The 26,943-nt window shown below is 41.1% G+C and carries 26 protein-coding genes and 1 tRNA gene; 11 read left to right on the top strand and 16 right to left on the bottom strand.

Annotated features, from left to right (window positions below):
* Positions 1 to 2 precede the first annotated feature (2 nt).
* From LH29_RS20140 to LH29_RS20085, 12 genes are all read right to left on the bottom strand, one after another.
* The gene (locus LH29_RS20140) at positions 3 to 1,589 is read right to left on the bottom strand and encodes an efflux RND transporter periplasmic adaptor subunit (protein ID WP_052671121.1); all 1,587 of its coding nucleotides are present in this window, start codon (positions 1,587 to 1,589) and stop codon (positions 3 to 5) included.
* Positions 1,590 to 1,666: 77 nt separating this feature from the next.
* Positions 1,667 to 2,104, bottom strand: a complete 438-nt coding sequence (locus LH29_RS20135) for a hypothetical protein (RefSeq protein ID WP_045033083.1) — start codon at positions 2,102 to 2,104, stop codon at positions 1,667 to 1,669.
* An 84-nt stretch (positions 2,105 to 2,188) separates the two neighbouring features.
* Complete coding sequence (locus LH29_RS20130; RefSeq protein ID WP_045033081.1) at positions 2,189 to 2,578, bottom strand: DUF302 domain-containing protein; 390 nt, start codon at positions 2,576 to 2,578, stop codon at positions 2,189 to 2,191.
* Between the two features lie 272 nt (positions 2,579 to 2,850).
* Complete coding sequence (locus tag LH29_RS20125; protein ID WP_045033080.1) at positions 2,851 to 3,225, bottom strand: heavy-metal-associated domain-containing protein; 375 nt, start codon at positions 3,223 to 3,225, stop codon at positions 2,851 to 2,853.
* A 27-nt stretch (positions 3,226 to 3,252) separates the two neighbouring features.
* Entirely contained in the window at positions 3,253 to 5,082 is a 1,830-nt protein-coding gene (locus LH29_RS20120; RefSeq protein ID WP_045033079.1) for an efflux RND transporter periplasmic adaptor subunit, read from the bottom strand.
* A gap of 96 nt (positions 5,083 to 5,178) precedes the next feature.
* Positions 5,179 to 6,531 (bottom strand): TolC family protein, encoded by a 1,353-nt coding sequence (locus LH29_RS20115; RefSeq protein WP_082063874.1) that lies wholly within the window; start codon positions 6,529 to 6,531, stop codon positions 5,179 to 5,181.
* Positions 6,528 to 10,391, bottom strand: coding sequence for an efflux RND transporter permease subunit (locus tag LH29_RS20110; RefSeq protein ID WP_045033078.1), 3,864 nt, complete (start codon positions 10,389 to 10,391; stop codon positions 6,528 to 6,530). The genes LH29_RS20115 and LH29_RS20110 overlap by 4 nt, the downstream gene beginning before the upstream one ends.
* Positions 10,392 to 10,469: 78 nt before the next feature.
* On the bottom strand, positions 10,470 to 10,841 hold the full coding sequence (locus LH29_RS24110) for an HYC_CC_PP family protein (RefSeq protein ID WP_157493772.1): 372 nt from the start codon (positions 10,839 to 10,841) through the stop codon (positions 10,470 to 10,472).
* Between the two features lie 92 nt (positions 10,842 to 10,933).
* Entirely contained in the window at positions 10,934 to 12,193 is a 1,260-nt protein-coding gene (locus tag LH29_RS20100; RefSeq protein ID WP_045033077.1) for a permease, read from the bottom strand.
* A gap of 225 nt (positions 12,194 to 12,418) precedes the next feature.
* On the bottom strand, positions 12,419 to 12,988 hold the full coding sequence (locus LH29_RS20095; protein ID WP_045033076.1) for an AraC family transcriptional regulator: 570 nt from the start codon (positions 12,986 to 12,988) through the stop codon (positions 12,419 to 12,421).
* Positions 12,989 to 13,033: 45 nt separating this feature from the next.
* Entirely contained in the window at positions 13,034 to 13,519 is a 486-nt protein-coding gene (gene ribH / locus LH29_RS20090) for a 6,7-dimethyl-8-ribityllumazine synthase (RefSeq protein ID WP_045033075.1), read from the bottom strand.
* Between the two features lie 96 nt (positions 13,520 to 13,615).
* Positions 13,616 to 14,302, bottom strand: a complete 687-nt coding sequence (locus LH29_RS20085; protein WP_045033073.1) for a tetratricopeptide repeat protein — start codon at positions 14,300 to 14,302, stop codon at positions 13,616 to 13,618.
* Positions 14,303 to 14,483: 181 nt separating this feature from the next.
* On the opposite strand from LH29_RS20085, the gene recF reads away from it, so the two are divergent.
* Genes recF through LH29_RS20070 form a run of 3 tightly spaced genes read left to right on the top strand, consistent with a single transcriptional unit; the run spans position 14,484 to position 16,823 of the window.
* Positions 14,484 to 15,590, top strand: a complete 1,107-nt coding sequence (gene recF / locus LH29_RS20080) for a DNA replication/repair protein RecF (protein ID WP_045033072.1) — start codon at positions 14,484 to 14,486, stop codon at positions 15,588 to 15,590.
* Complete coding sequence (locus LH29_RS20075; protein WP_045033071.1) at positions 15,587 to 15,877, top strand: DUF721 domain-containing protein; 291 nt, start codon at positions 15,587 to 15,589, stop codon at positions 15,875 to 15,877. The genes recF and LH29_RS20075 overlap by 4 nt, the downstream gene beginning before the upstream one ends.
* Before the next feature lie 49 nt (positions 15,878 to 15,926).
* The gene (locus tag LH29_RS20070; RefSeq protein ID WP_045033070.1) at positions 15,927 to 16,823 is read left to right on the top strand and encodes a D-hexose-6-phosphate mutarotase; all 897 of its coding nucleotides are present in this window, start codon (positions 15,927 to 15,929) and stop codon (positions 16,821 to 16,823) included.
* A 69-nt stretch (positions 16,824 to 16,892) separates the two neighbouring features.
* On the opposite strand, the gene LH29_RS20065 is transcribed toward LH29_RS20070, so the two are convergent.
* The gene (locus LH29_RS20065; RefSeq protein WP_045033069.1) at positions 16,893 to 17,324 is read right to left on the bottom strand and encodes a nucleoside-diphosphate kinase; all 432 of its coding nucleotides are present in this window, start codon (positions 17,322 to 17,324) and stop codon (positions 16,893 to 16,895) included.
* Between the two features lie 147 nt (positions 17,325 to 17,471).
* Between LH29_RS20065 and LH29_RS20060 the strand changes: the two genes are divergently transcribed.
* The 4 genes from LH29_RS20060 (at position 17,472) to LH29_RS24850 (ending at position 20,698) form a co-directional block, all read left to right on the top strand.
* Positions 17,472 to 18,503 carry a DHH family phosphoesterase gene (locus LH29_RS20060; protein WP_198152527.1) on the top strand — a complete coding sequence of 344 codons (1,032 nt, stop codon included), beginning with the start codon at positions 17,472 to 17,474 and terminating at the stop codon, positions 18,501 to 18,503.
* A gap of 12 nt (positions 18,504 to 18,515) precedes the next feature.
* Positions 18,516 to 19,010: an FKBP-type peptidyl-prolyl cis-trans isomerase gene (locus tag LH29_RS20055; protein ID WP_198152526.1), complete on the top strand. Its 495-nt coding sequence runs from the start codon at positions 18,516 to 18,518 to the stop codon at positions 19,008 to 19,010.
* Between the two features lie 63 nt (positions 19,011 to 19,073).
* Entirely contained in the window at positions 19,074 to 19,610 is a 537-nt protein-coding gene (locus LH29_RS24105; protein ID WP_052671118.1) for an FKBP-type peptidyl-prolyl cis-trans isomerase, read from the top strand.
* Positions 19,611 to 19,630: 20 nt separating this feature from the next.
* Positions 19,631 to 20,698: an NUDIX domain-containing protein gene (locus tag LH29_RS24850; RefSeq protein ID WP_198152525.1), complete on the top strand. Its 1,068-nt coding sequence runs from the start codon at positions 19,631 to 19,633 to the stop codon at positions 20,696 to 20,698.
* A gap of 7 nt (positions 20,699 to 20,705) precedes the next feature.
* Here LH29_RS24850 and LH29_RS20040 read toward each other — a convergent pair whose 3' ends face one another.
* Positions 20,706 to 21,407, bottom strand: coding sequence for an SAM-dependent methyltransferase (locus LH29_RS20040; RefSeq protein WP_045033067.1), 702 nt, complete (start codon positions 21,405 to 21,407; stop codon positions 20,706 to 20,708).
* Positions 21,408 to 21,477: 70 nt separating this feature from the next.
* Between LH29_RS20040 and LH29_RS20035 the strand changes: the two genes are divergently transcribed.
* A complete protein-coding gene (locus LH29_RS20035) occupies positions 21,478 to 22,260 on the top strand; it encodes an MBL fold metallo-hydrolase (RefSeq protein ID WP_232302870.1) in 783 nt (260 codons plus the stop codon).
* Here the strand turns inward: LH29_RS20035 and LH29_RS20030 are convergent.
* Both LH29_RS20030 and LH29_RS20025 read right to left on the bottom strand, forming a co-directional pair.
* The gene (locus tag LH29_RS20030; protein WP_045033066.1) at positions 22,257 to 22,877 is read right to left on the bottom strand and encodes an HAD family hydrolase; all 621 of its coding nucleotides are present in this window, start codon (positions 22,875 to 22,877) and stop codon (positions 22,257 to 22,259) included. The genes LH29_RS20035 and LH29_RS20030 overlap by 4 nt on opposite strands.
* Complete coding sequence (locus LH29_RS20025; RefSeq protein WP_045033065.1) at positions 22,877 to 24,052, bottom strand: MFS transporter; 1,176 nt, start codon at positions 24,050 to 24,052, stop codon at positions 22,877 to 22,879. Before LH29_RS20025 ends, LH29_RS20030 begins: the two co-directional genes overlap by 1 nt.
* Before the next feature lie 232 nt (positions 24,053 to 24,284).
* Here LH29_RS20025 and asnA point away from each other — a divergent pair, with 232 nt between their 5' ends.
* The 3 genes from asnA to LH29_RS20010 all read left to right on the top strand — a co-directional run bounded on the left by asnA (position 24,285) and on the right by LH29_RS20010 (position 26,703).
* On the top strand, positions 24,285 to 25,319 hold the full coding sequence (gene asnA, locus LH29_RS20020; protein WP_045033064.1) for an aspartate--ammonia ligase: 1,035 nt from the start codon (positions 24,285 to 24,287) through the stop codon (positions 25,317 to 25,319).
* 111 nt (positions 25,320 to 25,430) lie between these two features.
* Positions 25,431 to 25,507 (top strand) — tRNA-Arg (locus LH29_RS20015).
* Between the two features lie 434 nt (positions 25,508 to 25,941).
* Positions 25,942 to 26,703, top strand: coding sequence for a hypothetical protein (locus LH29_RS20010; RefSeq protein WP_157493771.1), 762 nt, complete (start codon positions 25,942 to 25,944; stop codon positions 26,701 to 26,703).
* The last annotated feature ends 240 nt before the right edge of the window (positions 26,704 to 26,943 follow it).

Genomic DNA, 26,943 nt, shown 5'->3' with positions numbered 1-26,943 from the left:
TTTTAGTGAACATGTCCGGCATGCGGATCCAAAGCTCCGGTTGATTTTGCCAGCTTTACCTGCATTGCACCTTGTGTCACAATTCGCTCATCGGCATTCAAACCCACTGTTATTTCGGTTTGCAAACCATCGGTTCCACCAATTTTTACCTCGCGTTTTTCAAACATTTCGGGAGTAAGCTGTACAAAAACATAGTAAATCCCCTGTTCTTCCAGCAATGCACTGTTCGGAACAGTAATCGCTTTTGAATTGGTCATTGTTTTCAGAAATACTTCAACAAAAGTTCCCGGAGCAAAACCTGCATGATTTGCAATTTCCATACTTACCGGAAACAGGTAAGAATCATCGTTAGCCGACTTTCCATACGAGAGTATCTTCCCGTTTAGCTCATCCAGCGTGTATGTTTTTTTGTCGTGTATGGTGGTGATGTTGGCCGTATTTATAGATGGCAACAACGATAGATATTTCTGTTGCACCTGCGCGATAAGCAACAATTTGTTGTTCTGGCTGATACTTACCAAAGGTTGCCCGGCGGCTACATATTGTCCGTTGCTCACAAAAATCTGTTTTACAAAACCACTCATTTTGCTTTTCACCATTTGGCCGGATTCGTTGAAGTTCTTCGACAAATTTTCGTAAACAGCTTTACTGGTTTCGTAGGCATTTTTCGCATTCAACAATTCCTGTTTCGATACCAGACGGTCCTTTACCAGCTCTGACTTACGCTCGTAATTGGCTTTGTTGGTTTCATAATTGCTTTTGGCTTCGGCCAGTTGAACGGCAAAGTTGTTTTCGGCCATTTCGCTCGAAGAAATGGTAAACAATTTTTCGCCATTCGCTACTTGTTTGCCTTCAACCAAATTGTTGTTGGAGAAGATTACCAATCCCGAAGCTTTAGCTGGGATGATCTCTTCTTCGCCGCGTGCAGGTTCAATTTTGGCTACTGTCTTAATTGTAGGCCCAAATTCCTGTCGCTGTGGCAAAGCCGTGGCAAAATCAATCTTCCACGATTGTTCTTTTGTAAAAACGGTAGCATTTACTGCCGACGGTTCTTCACCGTGATCGTGATGGTTGTGGAGTTCTTCATCGTTGGCAAAAACGTCCACTTCGGGAACGATTACCTCAAACTGTTCGCCACCGGTTTCAATTTCAAAATATAATTTGCCTTCACCGGCAGTGGTAGGCTCAAGTTCGAAGCTGTAAATGCCTTTCCGAAGCGGTTCATTTAGCGTTTGGCTTACCGTTTTGCCATTTACAACGAGTTTTGCGGTTATTTTTCCCGCTTCAAGTGGTTTGAAATTATTGAGAAAAGTAAAATGTGCCAGGATATCAGCGTGTTCGCCTGTTATCATGGCATCGGCTTCCGCAAACAACTCAAAATCGTTGCTGTAAACGGTGTACTGCATTTTCTCGTGTTCGTGTTCACTTTCTGTCGCTTCTGCTTCATGTTCGTGTTCTTCGCCGGTATGCATTTCATGTTCAAGCTCGTGTTCGTGGTCATGTTCCGCTTCGCTATTATGAGATGCGTTCTGATGGCATGAAAACAAAAGAAAGGCTATTGTAGCCACCCATAAATATTTCAATTTCATTTTAATGCTATTTAATTTTCCAAATAATAAATAGGGTAAGGATTCAAAAGAATCCGAATGGTGTTGGGGCGGGAAAATTAAACTAAGGGAGGAGCACGAAGCCCTGTTGTGGAAGTGTAAATATTTGCGGGTAGGGGAATGGTTCCTTCAATGTGGTAGTGCCAGTTGTTTTCTTTAATATCCCAACCGATATTAAACAAACCGGTAATCAGAAACGAGCTGTAGGAGTCGTGCAGTGTGGTGATAATCAATGGCTGGTCGGCTCTGATTTGTTTTCCCGGAAGCACCAGCAGGTTATGAAGAACACAGTCGGTTGATTCACTTTCTGAATGGTCGTGTGTACAACTTGCCGTTTGAGCAGCAGTTTCGTGATGGTGATGAATACACTTACAATCGGATGTTTCAATTACTGCCTCGCCATTGTGCAAATGATGGGGAATAAAAGCATGCGACAGAATAATTGCTCCTGCAATAATCAGTAAAAAACTTCCGATATGGTTTATAGTTTTTTTCAAGCTTTAATCGTTCAGTACTTATCCGACCAAAGCAAAAATAATAAAAAGTTGCAGAAAGGGGGCTTTTGTCTCATTTTTACAAAACTACAATTGCCTGATTACATGTGTTAGTTTATCTTTTATTTCGTGAGCAATTGGTTCGATAGCGGCGTTGTTAACAGCCATCATCGAAGCAACAGGGTCGATAGCGGAGACATTGATATTGTTGGAATGTGATGATTCCTGCACTACAACATTACAGGGTAGCATTAATCCAATGTGATCTTCAGCTTTAAGTGCTTCAAAAGCTTTTGGTGGGTTACAGGCGCCAAGTATTTTATATTTTTTGAAATCCACATCCAGTTTCTCTTTTAGTTTTTCGTGGATATCAATCTCTGATAATACTCCAAATCCCTCTTTTTTTAGTTCTTCTTTTACTTTTTCTACTGCTGAATCAAAGTCAGTTTCAATGGTTGTTTCAATATAATACTTCATTTTATTAAAATTATTTGTTCTTAAAGGTTCAAGATGGAACTCGGCCCGATTATTCGGGACTCGTTTCATAAAAATAAATCTTAAAGTGTTGCTTTATACGCTTATAAAACCATGCCATTCCTAACAGGTTTGGCTTGCGTCTTGTTTACGAGGCATTTGGTAAAATAGTTGACATTTGTTTGTAGAAAATTTTCGACAAGCTGTGAATTCAGACCACAAAAAAGGGTTTCAAGTACGCATGAAACCCTTTCTTATTTAAGATCAATTATAAATTAATGTTTATGTCCCTCGTGGCCTTCCTCTGTTTTAGCTTCTGAGGTGCGGTCGTATTTGCAGCAGCCAGGAAGTTTGTCGTAAACTTCATCTTTTGCTTTGTGCATTTCGGTATCGTGACCAACAGCAGCAACGGCCATGTGAACTTTGTGGATGTTGGTTTTTGTATCGTCGAAAGTAACTTCAAGCATTTTGGTTTTTTTGTCCCAATCTGCTTTCGATACGCCGTCAACAGCTTTAACCGCTTTTTCTATGCGGCTTTCGCACATACCACAGTTTCCGTAAACTTTAATTTTCTCCGTTTTATTTCCTGCAAAAACGGTAAATGCTCCCATCATTAAAATGGCTACTAAACTTAAAACTTTTGTTTTCATCTTGTTAATTTTTTATTGGTTAATAAATTAATTTTCCCGGTATAAACAGCACTCCGGCAATGCTTCATAAACAGTGTCGGGTGCTTTGTATTTTTCTGTATCATGACCAACCGCTGCAATTGCTTTCTGAACTTCTTCGGACGATGTTTTTGATGCATTAAAGTTCAGGTGCAGCATCTCCGTTTCATCGTCCCAGTTTGCCGACTCCACTCCTTCAACCGATAAGCTGGCCTCTTCAATGCGGTCTTTACACATACCACAATTTCCACGCACTTTTATCATTACATGTTCTGCTGAAGTTTGTGTTTCCTTATTGGTATTCCGGTATTCAAAACGGTCGTAAAGACAACACTCCGGCAATTCTTCGTAAACAGCATCCGGAGCTTTCTCCTGTTCGGTGTCGTGACCTGCTTGTGCAATGGCATGATGAACTTTATCAAGAGAAAGTCCGTCGTTGTAATTTAAGTGCAGGTCATTTGTTTCTGCATCCCATTGGGCCGAAATAACTCCAGCAACGGATAATGCAGCTTCTTCTATACGGTCTTTGCACATTTCGCAGTTCCCTCCAACTTTAAACATGGCATGTACTGCATGCTCACTGGCGGCATTTTTAAGACTCATCATACTTGGTTTGCCGGCCAACTGCGCTGCCGCATCAATACTGAATGTGCCGTTAACAGCAATTTCTTCTCCCTGCTGTATGCCGCCTTGCACAATGTAACTTTCGCCAAGGGCAGGGCCCAGATCTACCTCACGCATATTAAAATATACGCCCTGTTCGGATTCCGATTTTACATACACCACCGAACGTTCACCCGTCCACATCACTGCTGTTTTTGGAACGATAAGTGCATCGGTTTGTGGCAATTTTGCCTCTACTTTTCCTGATACGAACATTTCAGGTTTCAGTTTTAATCCTTTGTTGGATTGAACAACGCGCGCTTTCGCAACCCTTGTTTTGGGATTGATAACCGGATCGAGGTAATCGATCGTTCCTTCAAATGTCTCTCCAGGCAGCGACTCGATCGAATAACTTACTTTATCGCCTTTGTTAATCCATGTCAAGTCTGATTCATATACATCAAAAAGTACCCAAACTCTTGAAAGGTCGGCAATCTCGTAAATCGCTTGCCCCCTGCGAACATAGTCGCCGGTGTTAACTTTTTTTTGAGTTACATAACCCGATACTTCAGCCATTACATCAAATGTTTGTTGTGCTGTTCCGGATGCTAAAACCTGGTTGATCTGCTCGTCGGTGAGTTTCCAGTTTTTAAGTTTTTCTTTGGAAGCCTCGAAAAGCTGTGGTTGGGTACCTTTAATCTTTTGTGCTTCAAACAACTCTTCCTGTGCGGTTACCAAATCGGGTGAGTAAACCGAGGCGATCACCTGTCCTTTTTTTACGTAGTCGCCGGTAAAATTCACCAGCAAATCCTCGATCCTTCCCGGAATATGCGACGATTGTGAAAAGATCAGGCGTTCATCTTCCTGAACCTTACCATTGAGTCTAACAACTTTAAGTGGCTCTGCAGCGCCAACAACAGCTGTTTGAATATTGGCCAGTTGCATCGCTGTGGCCGACATACTAATTGCATTTGGATCAATTTCACTGTTTTGTTCTTCTTCCAGCGGTATTAAATCCATGCCGCAAATTGGGCAGTCGCCAGATTCCGGCTGACGAATTTGCGGGTGCATGGAGCAGGTCCAGGTTGTTTCACCTGCAACTTCCTCTGCGCTGTGTTCGTGTTGATGTTCATCGGTAACTTTAGCCTCTGATCCACCAAATATCAACCAACCCAGCAACAAGCCAATTGCCAGTGTTGACAGCACTGTGATTATTGTTTTTCTATTCGTATTCATCTCATTATTATTTTTTATTTCTTCTGTATTCGATGGAACTCACCATAATCAGAATCATTTTTTCAATAAAATGTATTTCTATGGTTCGTTTCATCGTTAATATGTTTTTGCGGTAATGTAATTTAGTTTTGCCAAAGCGGTTTGGTATTGTGTTTCAGCCATGGCTTTCATTTTTTCGTATTTCAGCAGTTGTTGCTGCATTCGTAGTACCTCTTCAAAATCTTTCCCTGAATTTCCGTAAGCACTAAACAGGAGGTTCAGCGTTTGTCCGGTTTCAAGGATCTGCGCCTCATACAAATCGATTAAATCTTTTTGTTGCTGAATTTGAAACCAAATGGATTCATATCCCGATGTAAGCGAATTAATGGTTTCTTCTTTTTGAAAGGAATATTGTTCCTGCATCAGTTGCGCTTCTTTTTCAGCTGCTTTATACTTTTTTCTGAATATTGGAATGCTAACCGAAACCATAGGCATGAATATGTTCTTGCCATTGTCTTCTACTTCCATATCGGTGCGTTTTCCAACAATTGCATAATCCAGACCAACACCCACTTTTGGAAGTCCCTGTCTTTGTGCAGCCAGCTCACTCTTTTCGCTTGCCTGTTGTTTTAGGTCGATTGCGTCAAGCATGGGATTGTTGGTCAGTAAAGAATCTCTCCTGAAATTTTCAGGCAACAGTTCCATGGCCAGCGAATCCTGAAGAACCACAACCTCGTTCTCGTCTCTGTTGAGCAGGTTGTTAAATGCAACAAGCAAGGGTTTTTCCTTTTTATTCAGAATACCAAGATTGGTTTGTGCATCTTTCAGCATAATATCAACCCGTAATACATCGGTCATTGGCGAAACTCCGTTTTTAAATTTCGAGTTGGCAATGGTTTTATACGATTGCAGAATTTCGATATTTCTCTGTTCAATTGTTTTTAACCGGCCCAACTCAATCAACGGGTAATAGGCTTCTGAAACGCTGTAATAAAGTCGGTTGCGTGCATCGAGAAACGCCTGGTATTTTGCATCAGCCATCAAAGAAGCAGCATCAGCCTGGGCTTCCAAAGTTCCAAACCATGGGAACATCTGGCTCAACGAGAATTTTGCCCGTTGCGGTCCAACACGCGTTTCTACCGGCGAAATAAAATAGCCGAAAGAAAACGTAGGATCAGGCAATGAACTTACCTGCGGTACTTTTTGCAGGGCAGCCTCAAAATCCTTGTATTTGGCCTGCAAGCCCGGATTATTTTCGGCAGCCATTTCAAAGTAGCTCTCCAGTGTTTGAGCAACTTGATTTCCGTTACTCACCCCTCGAACTCCCTTCAAGGGGAGAACTTTTTCCGCAGCCTGGCCTTCCCCATTAGGGGGTAGGGGTAGCGCGGATGCAGAAATTTGATTTGTTTGTGCATGCAACGCATTCAACCCTGAAATGAATACGATTATGATTGTTAATATTTTGTTCATGACTGAGTCTTTTTAAGTTTTCGCTCCTCGCGGTAACTGTATAGCACCGGAACAATGAAATAGGTTATGGCAGCAAATATCATCCCTCCAAATGCCGGGATGGCCATTGGAATCATAATATCGGCACCACGGCCGGTTGAAGTTAAGATTGGCAGCAGGGCTATGATTGTAGTTGCCGAGGTCATTACCGCCGGCTTAATTCTCCGATGTCCGGCTTCCACCACTGCAGCGCGAATTCCTTTCAGATTGTCGGTTTTGTTTCTGGCAAAACTCTGATCAAGATAGGTTGCCATTAGCACACCATCGTCGGTTGCAATACCAAACAGCGCAATGAATCCTACCCAAACCGCCACACTCAGGTTTATGGTACCCATTTGGAAAAGTTCACGAATGTTGGTTCCAAAAACTGCAAAATCGACAAACCAGTTTTGACCGTATAGCCAAAGCATCATAAAACCACCACTAAATGCCATGGCAATTCCGGAGAATACCATCAGCGAAGTGGTTATCGATTTAAACTGGAAATAAAGAATCAGAAATACGATAGCCAATACAAGCGGAACGACAATTGAAAGCCGTTTTTCGGCTCGTACCTGGTTTTCGTAACTTCCTGAAAACTTATAACTAACGCCTGCAGGAACTTGAAGATCTCCGGCATCAATTCGTTCCTGAATGACTTTTCGGGCATCTTCAACTACAGTAACTTCCGAGAATCCGTCGTTTTTATCGAACAGAACATAACCCACCAAAAAAGTTTCCTCGCTTTTTATGGCCTGCGGACCTCGTTGGTATTTTATATGTACCAGCTGGCTCAGCGGAATTTGCGCGCCTGTTGGTGTTTGCATCAATATTTTTCCAAGCGATTCAGGGTCGTCGCGCAATTCACGCGGATAACGAACTCTAACCGGGAAACGTTCGCGTCCTTCTACCGTGGAAGTAATTTTCATTCCGCCAACAGCCGTTTCAATGGTCTGTTGTACATCTTCCACATTCAATCCGTAACGAGAGATTTTATCCCGGTCAATGTCGAACAACAAGTATGGTTTTCCAACGATACGGTCGGCAAAAACAGCCTGAGCTTTAACCGAAGGAACTGTTTTCAATATGTCTTCCAGTTGCAGACCAAATTCTTCGATGGTTGTTAAATCCGGTCCGTACACTTTAATTCCCATCGGTGCGCGCATACCTGTTTGTAACATCACCAGCCTTGTTTCGATGGGTTGCAGTTTTGGTGCCGAAGTAACGCCCGGAATTTTGGAAACATTTACAATCTCATCCCAAATATCGTCGGGCGATTTGATTTTCTCCCTCCAGTTACGGAAATAGTCTCCATTTTTATCAGGAATGAGATCTTCCCTCGTAATTCCTTGTTGCAAGGCATCTTCATTACTAAGTTTTTCTCCGTTTGTCAAAACAAAAAGATCATCTTTATCCACCTGAAACCGCATGCGGTGCCCTTTTTCGTTGAGAATATATTCCGGTTTGTAGTTAATCACATTTTCATACATTGAGATTGGTGCCGGATCCAGTGCAGATTCCACACGCCCAAGTTTGCCAACAGTTAATTCCACTTCAGGAATATTGGAAATCAGCATGTCAAGCTGGCCCAAAACCTCACGGTTATACGCAACGCCCGAGTGCGGCATTGAAGTCGGCATCAGCAAGAAGCTTCCTTCATCCAGCGACGGCATAAATTCTTTGCCAATTCCCGGAAATCCATGTGCCAGGGTAGACCAAACTTCAGTTGTGCGAATGTTCCATCCAACTTTGTCGAATCCGCGAGCTACAAATCCAAAAATAGTATTAAAGCCCATCCAGGTTGTTATCCCCAGTATGATCAAAAAGGTTGGAATAGAAAGAAATGCTACTTTGTGATCAAGACACCATGTTAATATTTTTTTGTAGAAATATTCAAGCAATGCAAATGCGCCCAGGATAATTATAAGCAGAATGGCTACAAAAACCACATTCATTACCAGGCTTTTTGTTGGCCCCAGAGGAAGCCAGTATTTTGCCAATAACCAGGTAACGCCAATCAGTACAATAACGATTTCAAGATACTCCAACAGAAAACTAAAAGCATTTTGCAAACGCGTTTTCCAATTATGACTAACAGTTTCCAGACTTCTGTCTTCGGTCTTCCGACTTCTAACTTCCTTCAGTGTACCTGCCAAACCAAATGCGAGAATCATCATTCCTCCCCATACTTGTCCAAAAACCAGCAGAATTATTCCAAGCGGAATTAAGATGATATTTACCCATTTCCGGATAGCTTTGCTGTTAATTCGAACGCCGAAAAACCAGTGGGCAAGCGCGGGCATTATAAACAGCGAAACAATCAGTGCCGCAATCAGTGCAAAGGTTTTGGTAAAGGCAAGCGGAATAAATAGTTTTCCTTCTGCTGCCTGCATGGTAAATACCGGTATAAAACTCACAATTGTTGTTGAAACGGCAGTTAAAATAGCCGAACTAACTTCTGCCGAGCCGTTATAAATTGTAGTAATCAGTTTTTGTTCGGGAGGTGCTTCTTTCGTGTGTTTTATAATATTCTCAGAAAGAATTACCCCCAAATCGACCATGGTTCCGATAGCAATTGCAATACCCGAGAGCGCCACAATATTGGCATCCACACCAAAGTAGCGCATGGCAATGAACACCATTAAAACAGAGATTGGCAGTAAGCTTGATATCAAGAGCGATGCCCTCAGGTTATAAACCATGATAATAACCACGAGGATAACGATCAGCACTTCCAGTGAGAGCGCTTCCTCAAGCGTTCCCAATGTTTCGTAGATCAATCCTGAACGATCATAAAATGGCACAATGGTAAGCTGACTTTCTACTCCGTTGGGTAAAACCTTTGATGGTAACCCTGGTGCTATATCGGCAATTTTTGCTTTTACATTGTTAATGACTTGCAGCGGGTTGGCTCCGTAACGGGCAACCACAACACCTCCCACAACTTCGGCGCCGTCTTTGTCAAGCGCACCACGACGGGTAGAAGGACCGAGGCTAACAACTGCAATATCTTTTACACGAACAGGTACATTGTCCTGAACCGCAACCACGGCTTTTTCAATGTCGCCAACACTTTTTACGTAACCCAATCCGCGAACCAGGTATTCTGCCTGGTTGATTTCAATGGTTTTAGCCCCCACATCGCGGTTCGATTTCTGGACGGCCTGCATTACTTTATGCAGCGGAATGTTGTAGGCTTTCAACGCATCGGGATTCACATCGATCTGGTATTCCTGCACAAAGCCGCCAATAGATGCCACTTCTGAAACACCTTCAGCAGCATTCAACGAATACTTGACGAAAAAATCCTGTACTGTACGTATTTCATGCAAATCCCAACCTCCGGTAGGATTCCCGTCTTTGTCGCGCCCTTCAATGGTGTACCAGTAAACCTGTCCGAGGGCCGTAGCATCAGGACCAAGCGCGGGCTGAACACCATCCGGTAAAAGTCCCGATGGCAGCGAATTCAGCTTTTCCAGTATCCGCGAGCGCGACCAGTAGAATTCTACATCATCATCAAAAATGATGTAGATACTTGAGAATCCGAAAATGGATGAACTACGAATGGATTTTACTCCCGGAATACCCAGTAAATAAGTCGTTAACGGATATGAAATCTGATCCTCAATATCCTGAGGAGAACGACCCATCCATTGGGTAAATACAATTTGCTGGTTCTCTCCAATATCGGGAATGGCATCAACCGGCACCGGATCTTTTGGCAGTACATTGGTGTCCCAACCAAATGGAGATGTAATGATTCCCCAACTTACCAGAAGGATCAATACCAGCATGGTAACCAGCTTATTTTCAAGGAAAAATTTTATGATTTTATTTAGCATACCTTTTTTACTATGAGATTACTACAAAGAAAATCGAGATCATGAGTAATCATGATCAGATAATTTATCATAATAATTTCATAAAAGGTACAATTGCTCTTCAGCAAGAAATTCCATCACCGTTGGCGGAGGAGGGGCATTTGTTAATTCGAATTCTTCGGTTAATTCGTTGGGAATTAAAATATCAGGATCAAGTAGCGTTTGATGCAAAACATCGATTTCAGCAAGCACCGGAATTGTAGAAATTACGGGCACCGAAAAATCTTCTTTTACCTGGTAAAAATGATTATCGTTGGTACAACATCCGCCATCGTCGCAGCATGAATCAGCCTGGGCGAAAACAGAAACATCAACCAGCGAGCTGTGGCAATAATGTTTGCTCACAGCCGTGCCCATCGTTGTGGCCAACAATAGAGTTGCTAAAATAATATGGCTGAGTTTTCTAATCATTTATAATCTAAACTTCACTAAATAAACGTTCTACAAAACTAAAAGTTTAAACAAACCTGCCAAGTGTTTGGCAAAGTTTGTTTAAATAATGTTTACACTGCCTTATAGCCAATCGATTCAACGGTTTCTTTAACTTTATCCATGTCGATGTTGTCGCCCTCTAAAGTAACCGTTTTTTCGGCGAGGTTTACTACCGCATTTTCTACAAACGCCAGTTTCTGCAGGTTGTTCTCTACATTTGCCTTGCAATGGTTGCAAGTCATCCCTTCAACTTTAATCGTTTTTAATTGCATAATATTATTCTTTAATTGAGTTTCAGATTGTTTTTTGGGAGTCCTATATCGCTGAATGTAACCGTTTATCATCAATCCCAGCAGTAAAACCCCGGAAGCAATTTGCCACCAATTCAAGTGAGTTCCGTGGTCGTGTCCCAAATGTTGTTGAGTAATTTCTGTAAACCACTGCACCGGCAGCAGGTAATCGATGATCAGGCCAGATCCCAGGGCACCAATTATAATTGTTCCGAGATAGGTGAACAGGCTCTTTTTTCCGAGTACTTTTCCGATCATGGTAATAGTAGCTACGTTGGTAGCCGGTCCGGCCATAAGCAATACAAACGCTGCTCCCGGGCTTACTCCTTTTAAAATGAGTATAGCTGCCAGCGGAATCGATCCGGTTGCACAAATATATAAGGGAACTGATACTGCCAAAATCAGTAACATTTGCAGTATTGGCGACAGGTTCAACAGTTCAAAGAAATCGTTGGGTATCAAAGCCGAAATAATCGCGGCCAGAACCAGACCGATAATCAGCCACTTTGATATATCCTGAATAAACTCCACAAAACCGTAGCGAAAAACGTCCTTAATTTTCTGTCCAAGTGTTTTTGGTTTTGAAACCGTATCTGACGTTTGCTGTGGTACCGATTCATTTTTTGTAATTACGCTTGTTATTAAACCTCCTGAAATTCCGGTAATCAAGGCGGCAATCGGACGAATAATGGCAAATGGTAATCCCATAAGCGAAAACGTTGCCAAAATAGAATCGACACCAGTTTGTGGTGTAGAAATCAGAAATGAAACAGTTCCTCCTTTTGAGGCTCCATTTTTATACAAAGCTGCTCCGGTAGGAATTACCCCGCACGAACACAATGGCAGCGGAATTCCCAATAATGAGGAAAAAACAGAGGAGCGAAATGGTGAACCATTAAAATACTTGTCTATTTTTTCGCGTGGAATAAACGCATACAATAGTCCTGCAAAGAAAAATCCGAGCAAAAGATAGGGAGCCATTTCTCCCAAAATGGTGGCGAAATCGCCTAAAAACTTTAGTATGTATTGTCCTGCTTGCATTCTATTAAATATTACAATACAAAGTAAAGCAATAGAAGAACGGACTTTGTTACACGATTTTGGAAATGATTTATAAGATTTTGGGGTTTCACTCAGATATCGCTGATTATCGCTGATTTTCTTTCAATCCAATAGGTGAAAATTTTTTCTGCGTAAATCTGCGCCATCTGCGTGAGACGGTAATTCTCTGGAGAAAATGGAAGGAAAAAGAAGTTTTGTGTTTTGCTATACCTCGTCAAGCGGTTTACGTTTGTTTTCCTTTAGTTTTTTAAAGTGCGAAGGTGTTAATCCGGTAACCTTTTTAAACTGGTTCGACAGGTGTTGTACGCTGCTGTAGCCCAGCTGATAGGATATTTCGTTCAGGGTAAGCTCGCCGTAAACGAGCAACTCTTTCACTTTTTCAATTTTTTGATTGATGATGTATTTCTCAATCGTGATTCCTTCAACCGAAGAAAACAACTTACTCAAATACGAATAATCGTGACCAACTTCTCCGGCAATCACCTCCGAGAAGTTAACCGGTTCCTTTTCATCGTTTGAGTAATGCGTTTTTTCTATGATAATGGTTTTTATGCGGTCGATCAGCTGGCTTTTTTTATCATCCATCAACTCAAAACCATTTTCGTTTAGTACCGAGCGCACTTCCTCGGTTTGGTCTTTATCCAGGTTTTCGGAGATACCAACTTTCCCCAGTTCGATGGTTTCGATCTGAATGTCGAGCTTTTCAAGTTCCTCTTTCACCACTTTTATACAGCGGTTGCAAACCATATTTTTTATGTGCAGAACCTGTTTCATGTAGTTGCATTTAAATGCTCAAACGAGGTGAAAGGGGAGTCTCACTTACTTAAACGATTGCTGCAGCGCTACCATTTTAATGGCCGTAACAGCAGCTTCGTCGCCTTTGTTGCCCAGTTTACCTCCGGCACGGTCAAGCGCTTGTTGTTCGTTGTTGGTAGTTAAAACACCAAAAATAAACGGTTTGTTGTATTTCAGGTTTAAATCTTTTGTGCCTTGTGTTACGCCTTCGCAAATGTAGTCGAAGTGGCGGGTATCGCCCTGAATAACGCAGCCCAGCAAAATTACCGCATCAACGTTATCCAATTCGGCAAAATACTGACCGCCCAGCGGAAGCTCAAAAGTTCCGGGAACATATTTTACTGAAATGTTTTCGTCGGTGGCACCGTGTTTTTTTAAAGTGTCAACAGCACCGTTTGCCAGTGCCGAGGTAATTTCCCAGTTCCACTCGGCTACTACCACGCCAAAACGCATGTTTTCTGCTGATGGTACCGAATTAATATCGTATGCTGATAAATCTTTTGTTGCCATAATTCTGTCTTTTTGTATTGCTGATAAAGCAAAAGTAATGTTTATACAAACAAAAAACCCCTCCGAAGAGGGGTTTAACTATCGTTTGAATTCTTTTTAATTCAATTTTGTTTTGATGCGGGCTATGTAACGGTCGGCATTTGTACCTTCCGAACTCTGCGGATATTCTGCTTTAATATCTTCGTACAAGGCCAGTGCATCTTCCAGTTCGTCCATCGATTCAAGCAGGTTAGCAGCTTTCATCATATAAACCGGAGTTGTTAAATCGTTATCGCTTACTGAATAAGCTTTTTTGTATTGTTTCAGTGCATTATCAGTCTCACCCAATTCAAGGTAAGCATCGCCTTTTGCACCTTCGGCAACCGGAGCCAGCAATAAATCATCGGTTTTAAAATCATTTAAATAATCCAGTGCAGTTTCGTATTCACCAAGGTACAGATACGAAATACCGGTGTAGTATTTTGCACGGTTAGCCGATTTTGTAATACCGTAATCATCAATAATATCAAGGAATCCCAGGTAGTTACCGTCGCCGTTGATAGCCAGGTTAAACGAATCTTTTTCGAAGTAATTCTCGGCCATAAACATTTGCGATACGGCTTCGTCTTCTTGTGGTTGTACATAAAACTTGTTAAACCCAAGGTAAGCGGCAACAACAATAATAATTCCACCAACTACATAGCTGATGATCTTCGAATTATCTTCAACAAATTGTTCCGTTTTTGTTAACGCACTTTCAAGTTCCTGTAAATTATCGGCTTGTTCTACATTCTTCTTTGCCATTTGTCTCTTTTTCAAAATTGTGCCGCAAAAATAGCTTTTTTTTCAAAACAGCTAAACCAATGCATCTATTATTTTCCAGAATAATCAACATAACATTGTTATTAAGTGCTTTTTGTCAACATTTCAGAAATGTACAGGCTTTTTATTTAGTTTTGTACGAACGAAAACAAAGAAATAGATAATGCACATTGAAGAGATTTCAATTGTAAATTTTAAAAATATTCTGGAGGTGAAGGCTGAATTTTCGCCCAAACTGAATTGTTTTATTGGTAAGAACGGTGCCGGGAAAACCAACATGCTCGATGCCATTTATTACCTGTCGTTTTGCAAAAGTTTTTTTAATGCTACCGATCAGCTGAATATCAATCACGAAGAGAACTTTTTTATGCTTAACGGGAATTACAGTCGGATGGAATCGAAAGAAACCATTAATTGTGGTTTGCAAAAAGGGCAGAAAAAGCAGTTTAAACGCAATACAAAGGTTTATAAAAAACTGCAGGAACATATCGGACTGCTGCCTTTGGTGATGATCACGCCGTCGGATGTAAACCTGATTTTGGGTGGAAGCGACGAGCGCCGCAAATTTATGGACGGTGTAATTTCGCAATACAACCAAACTTACCTCGACGATCTTTTGAAATACAACCGGGCATTGATGCAGCGAAATAATCTGCTGAAACAATTCGCCAGCGATCGTTATTTCGATGAAGAGTTGCTGGGTATCTGGGATGATCAGTTGGTGGAGTACGGAACACGAATCCATGAAGAACGGACACGTTTTGTGGAGAAGTTGATTCCTGTTTTTCAACGATACTATAATTATATATCGGGAGGAAACGAGGTGGTGGAGTTGGTGCATCAGTCGGATTTGTATGAATCGAATCTGGAAGCGCTGCTAAAATTTTCGCTTCAAAAAGATAGGGCAGTACAGTACACCACCGTTGGAATTCATAAAGACGATCTGTTATTAAATATTGGTGACTACCCAATAAAAAAATTAGGATCGCAGGGACAGAAAAAAACCTACCTGGTAGCGTTGAAACTGGCGCAATTCGAGTTCATAAAAGAGATTTCGGGCATAAATCCCATTCTTTTACTGGACGATATTTTTGATAAACTGGATCAGCATCGGGTGGAGCAAATAGTTACTGCTGTAGCGGGCGAACAGTTTGGTCAGATATTTTTGACAGATACCAATCGCGAACATCTCGACACCATAATTAAAAAGATGGATGCCGATCATCGGATTTTTAAAGTAGAAAACGGAAAAGTAGAACTGGCACAATGAGACGAAGTAATACACAATCGTTAAGCGAGGTTTTAAAACAGTATATCGAAGAAAACCGTATTGAGCGGAAGCTGAAAGAAGTGGATATAGTTCAGGGCTGGGAAAACCTGCTTGGAAAAACCATAGCACGCTATACCCGAAATATTTATATCCAAAATCGGATTTTATATGTGGAAATAACTTCTTCGGTGGTAAAGAATGAACTGTTTTTAATGCGCGAAGAAATTTGCAGGCGAATTAACGAGAATGCAGGAGATGAGATGATTACCCGAATTGTTTTCAAGTAAGTGATTGATTCTGGATACTGGATTCTTGATCCTCAAAAACTAAATAATAATGAACATAGACGAATTAAACGAAAAATTTGGCGTTGAAGGCGAAGTGGGTTTTATGGAACTCGATGGCGACTTGCCTTTTATTACCATTACAAATAAATATGCCGAAGCCGATATTTGCCTTTACGGCGCGCAAATTACCCGATTCAGGCCCATGCGAACTACCGATGTTTTGTGGATGAGCCCGTACAGCGTTTTCGAAAAAGGCAAAGCAATACGTGGAGGTATTCCGGTTTGTTTTCCGTGGTTTGGCCCACATGCAAGTGATTCTGCTTTGCCGCAACACGGTTTTGCCCGCACATCGATGTGGAAAGTTACTGAGGTGGATACTTTTGGAAAAGGGGAGACTTACGTTTCCATGCAGCTAAAATCGTCGGATGAAACAAAAGCATACTGGCCATATGATTTTATTGCTGAATTGATTTTTGTGATTGGCGATACATTGTCGCTTACCCTAAAAGTTACCAATCCATCCGACTCGGCAATTTCTTACACATCGGCATTGCACACTTATTTTAACCTTTCGGCTATTGAAAACATAAAAATTGCCGGGTTAGAAAATACGCATTACGAAAACCAGCTGGACGGCAATCGGTATGTTCAGGAAGAAGAATTGCTGGAAGTATCGGAAGCTATAACAAGGCATTATTTCGATACCGAAGCCGATTGTATCATTCACGACCCATACTTTAAGCGCGACATCCGCATTGCCAAAGAGGGCAGCAAATGTTCAACGGTGTGGAATCCCGGTGCTGAAGCCTGCGCGCAAATGAGTGACATGCCCAACGACGGATATGAAACGTTTGTGTGTCTCGAAACGGTGAACAAGATCAACGATCAGATTGATCTGGCTCCGGGGGAATCACACGAAACTACAGCGGTAATAAGTGTTGAATAAAAAAAACAAATCAAGGGTTGAAGACATTAATCAGGAATTAAGTTTCAGCCCTTGATTCGTATATGTGACTTATTCGTAATCATAAAAACGTTCGAAAGTAGAAAAGAAAAAGTCGGCTTCACGGGTTGCGTTTTCGTCGCTGTCGGCACCATGAACCGCATTTTCGGTAACACTGCAGGCAAACAACTTGCGAACGGTGCCTTCTGCTGCATTTTCAGGATTGGTAGCTCCAATCAGTTTGCGAAAATCTTCAATGGCATTTTCTTTTTCTAAGATGGCGGCTACAATTGGCCCCGAACTCATAAACTTAACCAGGTTATCGTAAAAGGGTTTTCCTTTGTGAACTTCGTAAAAGGCACCGGCTTGTGTTGTGGACATCCGCGTGAGTTTCATTGCGCGAATTTTAAAACCGGCATCGTTTATCATTTTTAAAATTGCGCCCTCGTAGTTTTTTCTCACCGCACCGGGCTTAATCATTGTAAAGGTTCTGTTACCAGCCATTTTAAAAGTTTTAGTAGTTATTGTCTGTTTATTGGTTCAAGCCATTAATAAAAGCTTGTCTTTTACAATATTAACAAAATTTGGGTTATAAGCGTTTTCAGGCGAGGTAAGATTTTTTATCTTTGCCCATTCTAATTTTTGCGAATTTTGAAAAATACTGACATAGAGATTATTACATCGATTAAGACATTACTCGCCACTTCGAAAAAGAAGCTGGTAATTATTCCGCATGAAAATCCGGACGGCGATGCTATTGGTTCTGCACTGGGACTTGGGCAGGTACTTGCCGATTTTGGGCACGAGGTTAAAGTGCTGTCGGCAAACGACTATCCCGTGTTTTTGAAATGGTTTTCTTCAGATGTTCCGGTAATTATTTACGATAAGGACAAAAAGAAAGCTAAAAGCTGGCTGAATCAGGCTGATGCAATGATCTGTGTTGATTTTAACGAAGCGAAACGTGCCGGGAAACTGGAAAAGAAAATTCTTGAATTCGGGCATAAGAAGGTATTAATCGATCATCATCCGTACCCCACACAGTTTTGCGATTTTATGGTTTCCGAAACTTCGTACAGTTCAACTGCCGAATTGGTTTTTGATGTACTTGAAGCTACCGGATTAAATGAAAACCTTTCGCAAAAAGCAGCTGAAGCCTTGTATACCGGCATTTTGACTGACACAGGAGGTTTTAGTCATAACATCTCGAAAAACACTTTTAAAGTGGTTTCCGGATTGCTGAATTACGAGATAAACACCGATAAAATTCAGTCATCGGTATTTCATAACTATTCGGCCGATCGCATGAAATTGCTCGGCTATTGCCTGAATGAAAAAATGCAGGTTTTTCCCGAGTACCGCGCTGCAGTAATAAGTATTAGTAAAGAAGAATTAAAACGGTTTAATTTTCAGCCCGGCGATACCGAAGGGTTTGTAAATTACCCGCTATCAATTAAAAATATAGTTTTCAGTGCTTTGTTTATCGAAAAAGATGGATATGTGAAAGCATCTTTTCGCTCAAAAGGAAATTTCCCGGCCAACAAATTTTCGTCGAGCCATTTCAATGGTGGCGGGCATTTGAACGCAGCCGGAGGTGAGTCGGAACTTAATTTTGAAAAAACTTTATTAAAGTTCACGCAACTTTTACCTGAGTATAAGCATCAGTTGTTGGAAACAACTATTTAAAAAATGTTAAAAATGAAATTAGTTACAAAATTTTTATTGGCGATTATTATCGGAGTAGCAGTGGCATCGTGTATTGAGGAGGCAGAACCATATATTCCGCCAACAAAAGCCGAAGAGGACGCATTGTTAGCAGAGTATCTTGATACCCTGACCAACAGAGGGCTGGATATTGATACAACAGCAATGGGTGTTTATTACATTATCGATTCGATCGGAAACGGCACTTTCCCTCAGGATGGAGATACCTGTGTGGTAAAATATACAGGGCAGTTTATTGATGGAAGCGTATTTGAAACAACCGGGAATAGCACCTGGGAGTATGTATTAGGATCCGAAAATTTGATTGACGGATGGAATGACGCAACACGTTTAATTGATGAAGAAGGTTCTGCATTTTTAATTATTCCATCGGAACTTGGCTATGGAACAACAGGTGCCGGCCATATTCCGCCAAATACTACAACAGTTTTTTGGATAGAAATGGTAGAAATCAAACCACATAATTAAATTTGCACCAAATTATAAGTTGAACGACACTGTTTTAAACAATAGAAAATAATTAAAGATCAGATGAAGAAAATAGTATCATACATTATATTGATGATAGGGGCCGTTGCCTTTTTTGCCTGTAACGACGGAATTGATTACCAAAAAATGAGGGATAATGAATTGGCGTTATTGGATGATTACCTGGCAATTGCTCACCCGGGAGCGGAATCTACTGCGTCTGGTCTTTATTATTTTAATGAACCGGGTACCGGCGAAGGCGATACCATAAAAGTTGGTGACCGTGTTCAGCTATTTTATGCTACGTGGTCGTTGGTTGAAGGGCCGGATAGTTTATTGGTTGACGAAACAAACGGTTATTTGGATGGGCACAGATACGATCCTTATGAGGTTACCGTTGGTACCGGAGGCTCAATTAAAGGGCTCGAAGAAGGTTTGCTTTATATGCAGCCCGGCACAAGATCGCACTTAGTAATCAATTCTGAGTTGGCTTATGGTCAGCAAGGATCGGGCTATGCGATCGGAGCTTTTCAAACGGTTTTAATGGAGGTAGAAATTTACAAGGTTATTCCTTTTGAATCACCTACCAACGAAGAATAATCCATTGCTCTTTGTTTGCTATGAACAGAGCACAATTATTTAAAAAATTATTGCCCGGTTTTATTCCTCTGTTTGTTTTCATCGCTGCCGATGAAATATGGGGGACTAAAATCGGGCTTTTTGTTGCTATTGGGGTAGGTGTGGCTGAAATGGCCTGGATTGCCATTAAAGAAAAGCGATTTGAGAAGTTTGTACTTTTTGATACCTTGTTGTTGGTGGCGCTTGGTGGCGTTTCAATACTGCTTGATAACGATATTTTCTTTAAACTGAAACCCGGACTGATCGAATTGATACTGGTGACTGTTCTGGCCATTTCAGCATTCTCAAATCTAAATATAATTGGATTGATGGGGCAGCGCTATATGAAAGATGTAGCGTTTAATACCGCCCAAATGCAGCAGATGCGCAAAAGTATGAAGAGTCTGTTCTTTATCTTCTTGGGGCATACTGTTTTGGTGTTTTATTCGGCCTTTTTTATGAGCAAAGAAGCCTGGGCTTTTATTAGCGGCGGATTGTTCTACATCATTTTTGGTGTTTATTTTTTATATGAATTTTTGCGCCAGAAACAGAAACAAAAAGCGCTTACAAACGAAGAGTGGGTGCCGCTGGTTGATGAACAAGGTAAGGTTACCGGTCAGGCACCACGCAGCCAGGTGCACAACGGAAGCAAGTTGTTACATCCGGTGGTACATTTGCATGTGCTGAATAATAAAGGAAGTATCCTTATTCAAAAACGCCCTGCTGATAAAATCATCCAACCCGGAAAATGGGATACCGCTGTTGGTGGTCATATTTCGGTAGGTGAGACTTTGGAACAGGCACTTAAAAAGGAAGTTTTTGAAGAAATCGGTTTAAAAGAGTTTTCGGCAAAGCTGCAGAAAGTATATAAATGGGAGTCGGAGGTGGAAGCCGAATTGATTTACCTGTTCACTACCTACGATTATAAAGGTTTTGGCATCCAGTCCGATGAAGTGGAAGAACTCCGCTTCTGGACAAAAAATCAGGTGGAGAAAAACCTGGGCAAGAATGTTTTTACGCCAAATTTCGAGGTAGAATTCCGAATGCTTCAGGAACTCAAGTTAATCTGAAAAACTATTACCCCAGCAAAAAGATAACCGGTTGTTTGTGCAAATCGGGTGCACCGGCTTTTTTCCACTCCTGAATCGATTTGGTTTGGATAAATTCATCCTCTCCGGTAATATTGGCTGCTATACAAAATAATGTAGACGGTGAGCACGATTTTAAAATGTCGCTTACCAGCTGGTTGTTTCGGTATGGCGTTTCGATAAATATCTGCGTTTGCCGGTTGCTTCTGATTGTTTTTTCAAGGTTCTGCAGTTCTTTCACTCGTTCCTGCGGTTTAACCGGCAAATAACCTTTAAAAGCAAAATTCTGTCCGTTCATTCCTGAGGCCATTAGTGCCAAAAGAATTGAAGAAGGCCCAACAATCGGCACTACTTTTATCCCTTTTTGATGGGCTATTTTTACCACATCGGCACCGGGATCGGCAACTCCGGGGCAACCGGCTTCGGAAAGCACTGCCACATCATGTCCATCTTTTATAGGTTTTAAAAAGCGCGGCAAGTCGGCAGCATTGGTACGTTTGTTAATTTCGAAAAAAGTACACTCGTCAATGTTTATCTCGCGGTTTACCTGTTTCAAGAACCGTCGCGCAGTACGTATATTCTCAACAATAAAATATTTAGTGTTGCTTAAAATCGGTTCTACCCGGGCAGGTAAAACTGTTTGCCAGTCGCCATCAGCCAAAACGTTCGGTACGAGATAAAGTGTTGCCATTCGTGAAAAGATTTTTGCAAAAGTAGTGATTATAGTTATTTCACAACTGCTTTTATTAATTTTGCCGCAAATGGAAAATCCTTCAATAAAAATAAAAGCAACTTTACTCGGAACGGGCACCTCGCAGGGTGTGCCGGTTGTGGCCTGCGACTGTGACGTTTGTACTTCAACAAACAAAAAGGACAAGCGGCTGCGATCTTCATTATTGCTAAACATAAACGATAAGAATTTTGTGATTGACGCAGGGCCTGATTTCCGCCAGCAGATGTTACGCGAGAAGGTAAAAACACTCCGGGCGATTTTGCTGACGCACGAGCATGTCGATCATATTTTTGGATTGGATGATATACGGTCATACAACTGGGTGCAGAAAAACCACATGGAAATTTATGCCGAAGAGCGGGTGCAAAAAGCGATCAAACGGATTTTCAATTATGTGTTTGCCTCGTTTAAATATCCGGGAATCCCGAAGATGGAATTGCAAAAGATTGATGACGCGCCGTTCGCTATTGACGGTGTTGAGTTTGTGCCAATCCGTTGCTGGCATCATAAATTGCCGGTTTATGGTTACAGGGTGGGCGATTTAACCTATATAACCGACACTAATTTTATAGAAGATAGTGAGTTGGTAAAAATGGAGGGATCAAAAATCCTGATTATAAATTGCCTGCGAAAAGAAAAGCATTTGTCGCATTTTAATTTGGCGGAGGTGCTGGAAATTGTTGACCGGATAAAACCTAAGCAAACTTATCTGACGCACATTAGCCATGCTTTGGGTAAATACGACGATGTGATGAAAGAACTGCCGGAGAATGTGTATCTGGCATATGACGGATTAAAACTTGAGCTTTAGAGAAACTTCGTCAGCTCTTCAAAATTGTCAATTTTGTTAGCGAAATTCAAATCGGTATATTTTTCCAAACGATCATAAATAACCGTATCGATTCCAAGCTCTTTCCCGGCCTGAATTTCTGATTTTATATCGTCGCCAACAATCAAAATTTCGTCTTTTGGTAACTTGTATTTCTCCAGAAGCCGTTTAAAAATATCCTTTTTTGTTTCGTTTGATTGTTGCAGGTCGAGGATAACGATTTCTTTAAAATCGTTACGAATGCCCAGGTTGTCGATTTTGCTGTGCTGCAGTTTGCTAAAACCCGAAGTAACTAAAAACTTTGTTTGCGGAAGCTTCCTTACCAGCTCATAATCGGGGAAATACTGCATTGGATCATCGTAAGTCAGGTTGATGTGTACTTCCATACAGTCTTTCAGCAATTGCTCACTAAACGAAAATGCGCCGGCTACTTTCTGAAATGGTGTGCGTTGTATCTCCAGTTTCACGGCCTCAAAATCTCCTTTGTATTCGCCGCTTTTTTCAATAACAGCATAGAGCTTTTCAAATAACTTTTCCGCTATTGAACTTACGGGATAAATAGTATTATCAAGGTCGAATATCAATACCGATTTGCTCATCACACTTCTTTTTTTGTTCGTAGCCAGGGCAGCGAAACAGCTGTTGCTGCAACAATATAAATGATTCCTGCCAATAAAAAGGCTTTATTCAAACTCACATTGTCAGTAATCCATCCCAGCAGTGGCCCAATGCCGGCAAAAGCCATACGAATAATAAAATTCCTGACCGAAAGCATGGTTGCCCGCACTTCGCTGTCGGTGTACTGGTTAATGTAGTTCTTGAAGATAGGGGTAGCTAAACCACGCACCAGGTAAAAGAGGAATAGGAACACAAAACCATAGTAGGAGATGGAGATACCTGTAAAGAAATAACCGAACGATAGTAATAGAATAACAATTAAAACCGACCGGCGTTTTCCAAGAAATAATTCAACTTTATAAGCGAAAACCGAAGAAATGCCTACACTTAAATTCAGGGCTGTCCAAAAAATACCAAATAACTCTTCCGGCAAACCAATTGCCACAAAAAAAGGTTGCACCAACCAGGCAAAGGTGAGCGTGGCAGTTCCGGTAAGCGCCGAAAGCAATATGGCAACTCTAAGGTTTGTATTCGAAACCAGCGAGTTTTTGATATTCGTAACCAGTTTCCTGATGGAATGGACATGCTCCACTGCATGCACTTTGGGTTCGATTAGTGTTAATGCCGCAGGAATTGCCAGTGCCGCCACTCCAAACTGAAAATAAAAAGGTGTTCGCAAACTAAAATAAACCAGCAAGCCACTAACTACTCCCGCTATGGCTTCTGCAAAATTTCCGGCCGATGTTATTCGTCCCTCTTCACGAGTATATTTGTCAGCTTTGTTATCGGCTTTCAAACTATCGTAAAGTAAGGCCGAGTCGGCCCCCGAAATAAACGACAGTCCTATGCCCAACACAATTTCAGCGGCTACAAAAGCCCAGAATTCATAAGAGAAACTGTAAATAAGAAAACCAAGGCTTCCTAAAATGCTTCCAAGAATAAGTGTTTTTTTGCGCCCCCAAACATCGGCCATCCAGCCCGAGGGGATTTCCATAACAACCACAGCAACCGAATAAATGGCTTTTAGCACAAATAATTCGTACGATCCCAGTCCGTTACTTTTATAAAAAAGCAACATTATGGGCATTACCATATTAAACCATTTCGAGATTTTTATCAGGTAAAGGCGCGGTATGTTCTTACTGAAGTTTGTCATCTGATCAGGCGCAAAAATAGTGTTTACTTTTTACTCCCGGTTATTTTGAGTGTGTTGTTGTAATTTTTCGGATTAAATGCAAAATAGCTTTTAAACTAATAGCAGATTTATATATTTGCCTACACAGACAGAATGATTTAAAAGTATTAACAACACAAGAGATTGTGTGGAGGAGACGATGCAAAAAACACTATGAGTGTTATTGTATGGTTTGTTCAAAAAAAATTATGACATGAAACTTACAATACCAGAAGGCTATCAATCGGTTTTAAATGTTCAACAAACCGAGCAGGCAATTAAATTAATTAAAGATTTTTTTCAGGAGAACCTGGCTGCCGAATTGCGTTTGCGCAGGGTTACCGCGCCATTGTTTGTAAAACAGGGAACGGGAATAAACGACGATTTGAATGGAATTGAGCGTCCGGTGTCGTTTCCAATGAAAGACCTGAATGAAGAACGTGCGGAAATCGTTCAATCGCTTGCCAAGTGGAAACGAATGGCCCTGGCCGACCTGAGAATCGAACAAGGTTTTGGCCTTTATACCGATATGAACGCCATTCGTCCGGATGAAGAACTCACAAACATTCACTCATTATATGTCGATCAGTGGGACTGGGAGCGTGTTATCGCTCGAGAACAACGTAACCTTGAATTCTTAAAATCGGTTGTGCGTAAGATTTATTCGGCTCTTGTTCGTACTGAGTTCCTGCTTTGCGAAGCATTTCCTGTAATTAAAGCAGAGTTACCGGAAGAGATTACTTTTATCCATACCGAGGAGTTAGCGGCAAAATATCCGGATTTAACGCCTTTTGAGCGCGAAACCAAAGAAGCCCAAAAACACGGTGCGATATTCGTTATAGGAATTGGCGGCGAAATGCCAAACGGCGAGATTCACGACGGAAGAGCACCCGATTACGATGACTGGAATACTGAAACCGTAAATGGTTATAAAGGACTGAACGGCGATATTATACTTTGGAATAATGTGCTGAACAGAGCTTTCGAAATTTCTTCGATGGGTATTCGTGTGGATAAGGAAGCATTGCTTGAGCAATTAAAGATACGTAATGCCGAAGAACGCAAAGAAATGCTGTGGCACCAAAAACTGCTAAATGGCGAACTGCCACTTACCATTGGAGGTGGTATCGGGCAATCGCGTTTATGCATGTACTTTTTGCGTAAGGCACACATTGGCGAAATTCAGTCGAGCATTTGGCCCAATGCCATGATAGAACAGTGTAAAGCTGCAGGAATTAACCTGCTATAACCGCATGTAATAGCGGTGCCGACTACTGAAAAATTATGTAATTTGAATTATTTCAGAGTTGGTATTTGTTATTTGCGATTAGATTTATACTTTTGCAGCGCAAAAAAGGATGCCTCGGTAGCTCAGTTGGATAGAGCAACTGCCTTCTAAGCAGTAGGTCATGGGTTCGAATCCCGTCCGGGGTACCAATAAGAATAGGGGATTAGATGAAAGTCTAATCCCTTTTTTGTTTTTGATTGGTAAATCAGCTCACAAACCAATGATCTTGTTCATCCCAATACTTTTATGTAATCCACCAACGAACTGCAGACACCGGGTTTAGGTGTATGATTTAACCAGTCATTACGATATCACCATCCCAACACTATCAAATTATCAGATCGGGATTGTAGGCATTAGTTGTCTATTCGGAAAGTATATACATCTATTTTCTTACAGATTTAAAAGGTGAATCAAGGTATTGTGGTACCTGTTTACAATATTGTTTGTTACCGTTTTTATTCAATATGAACATTAGCGGTTAATAAGATGTTTATATCTTATTCTTAGCTAGCTATTTAAATAACGACAAAGAATCATAAGTCGTTAGAATTTTTCTATTTACTAATCAAAAATGAACAAAATGAAATTAAAGCAAAAAATGTTTCGGATGACAATGACCTTGGTATTTCTGTTCGCAGGATTAATAATTACCAATGTTGTTCAAGCTCAAGAAAGTTTTATTCTTTCAACAACTGAATTTACGATTAAAAAAGGGCACGAAAGACTATTTGAAAATGGAGTAAAAGCATGGAAATCATGCTATCTTGAAAATGGTGGAGAATGGACATGGACAATGTGGAGAAGATACAATGGAGAAGGTTCTGTATATGTCATTTCATCAAGAATGGCTAATTGGGCGGAACTGGATAATGATGATGAAGCAGGTAAAGAATGTCGGCAGATAATATATGATCAGATAATTCCTCATATAGAAAAGACGGTAGATATGTTTTCCAAAAACATTCCTGAAATAAGCAAAGCAGCCGATTCTGAAATGGGGGTAATTTGGGTTACATTCTTCCAGGTTGAAAATAGCTCTGTTTTCAGAGAAACGGTTGACGAGATTTCTAATATAATTGCTGAGGCAGAAGGAGATAAAAGAGGTTATTGGTATAGCGTTAACGGAGGAGGTCCTGAAAGCCCTGATTATTTTGTTACTGTGCCATTTGAAAACTTTGCGGCATTGGATGTTGAACGTGATGGTGTATGGAAAATGGTTGAAAATGCCAAGGGTAAGGATGCAACTGATAAAATGCGGGCAAAGTTTCGGGATTCAGTTTCAGATATCTGGGCATACATGTACAAAATGCTTGATGAGTTAAGTCATAATCCTGGAAACTAAGTTATCCCGGATTTCAAAAATTACAATACATCAGTATCCATCCATCCATGTTCGTAGCGAATTTGGATGGATGGTCTGTAAATTAGCTTACAAACCAATGACGTTTATTCTCCCAATAGCCTGAATTAAGGGCGTTTCTATCGTTGATGGGGGGCTTCAATTGCGAATCTAAAGGAGAAGTTTTTAGCTGTAAATTACGAAGCAATTGGTAGATTTTGGAGTAAGGTTACACGCAGCTAT

Origin of the sequence: Draconibacterium sediminis, from assembly GCF_000949475.1 — a bacterium.
Classification (GTDB): Bacteria; Bacteroidota; Bacteroidia; order Bacteroidales; family Prolixibacteraceae; genus Draconibacterium; species Draconibacterium sediminis.
Note: the sequence above shows the minus strand (reverse complement) of the source record. Positions and strands in the feature narration are given on the sequence as shown.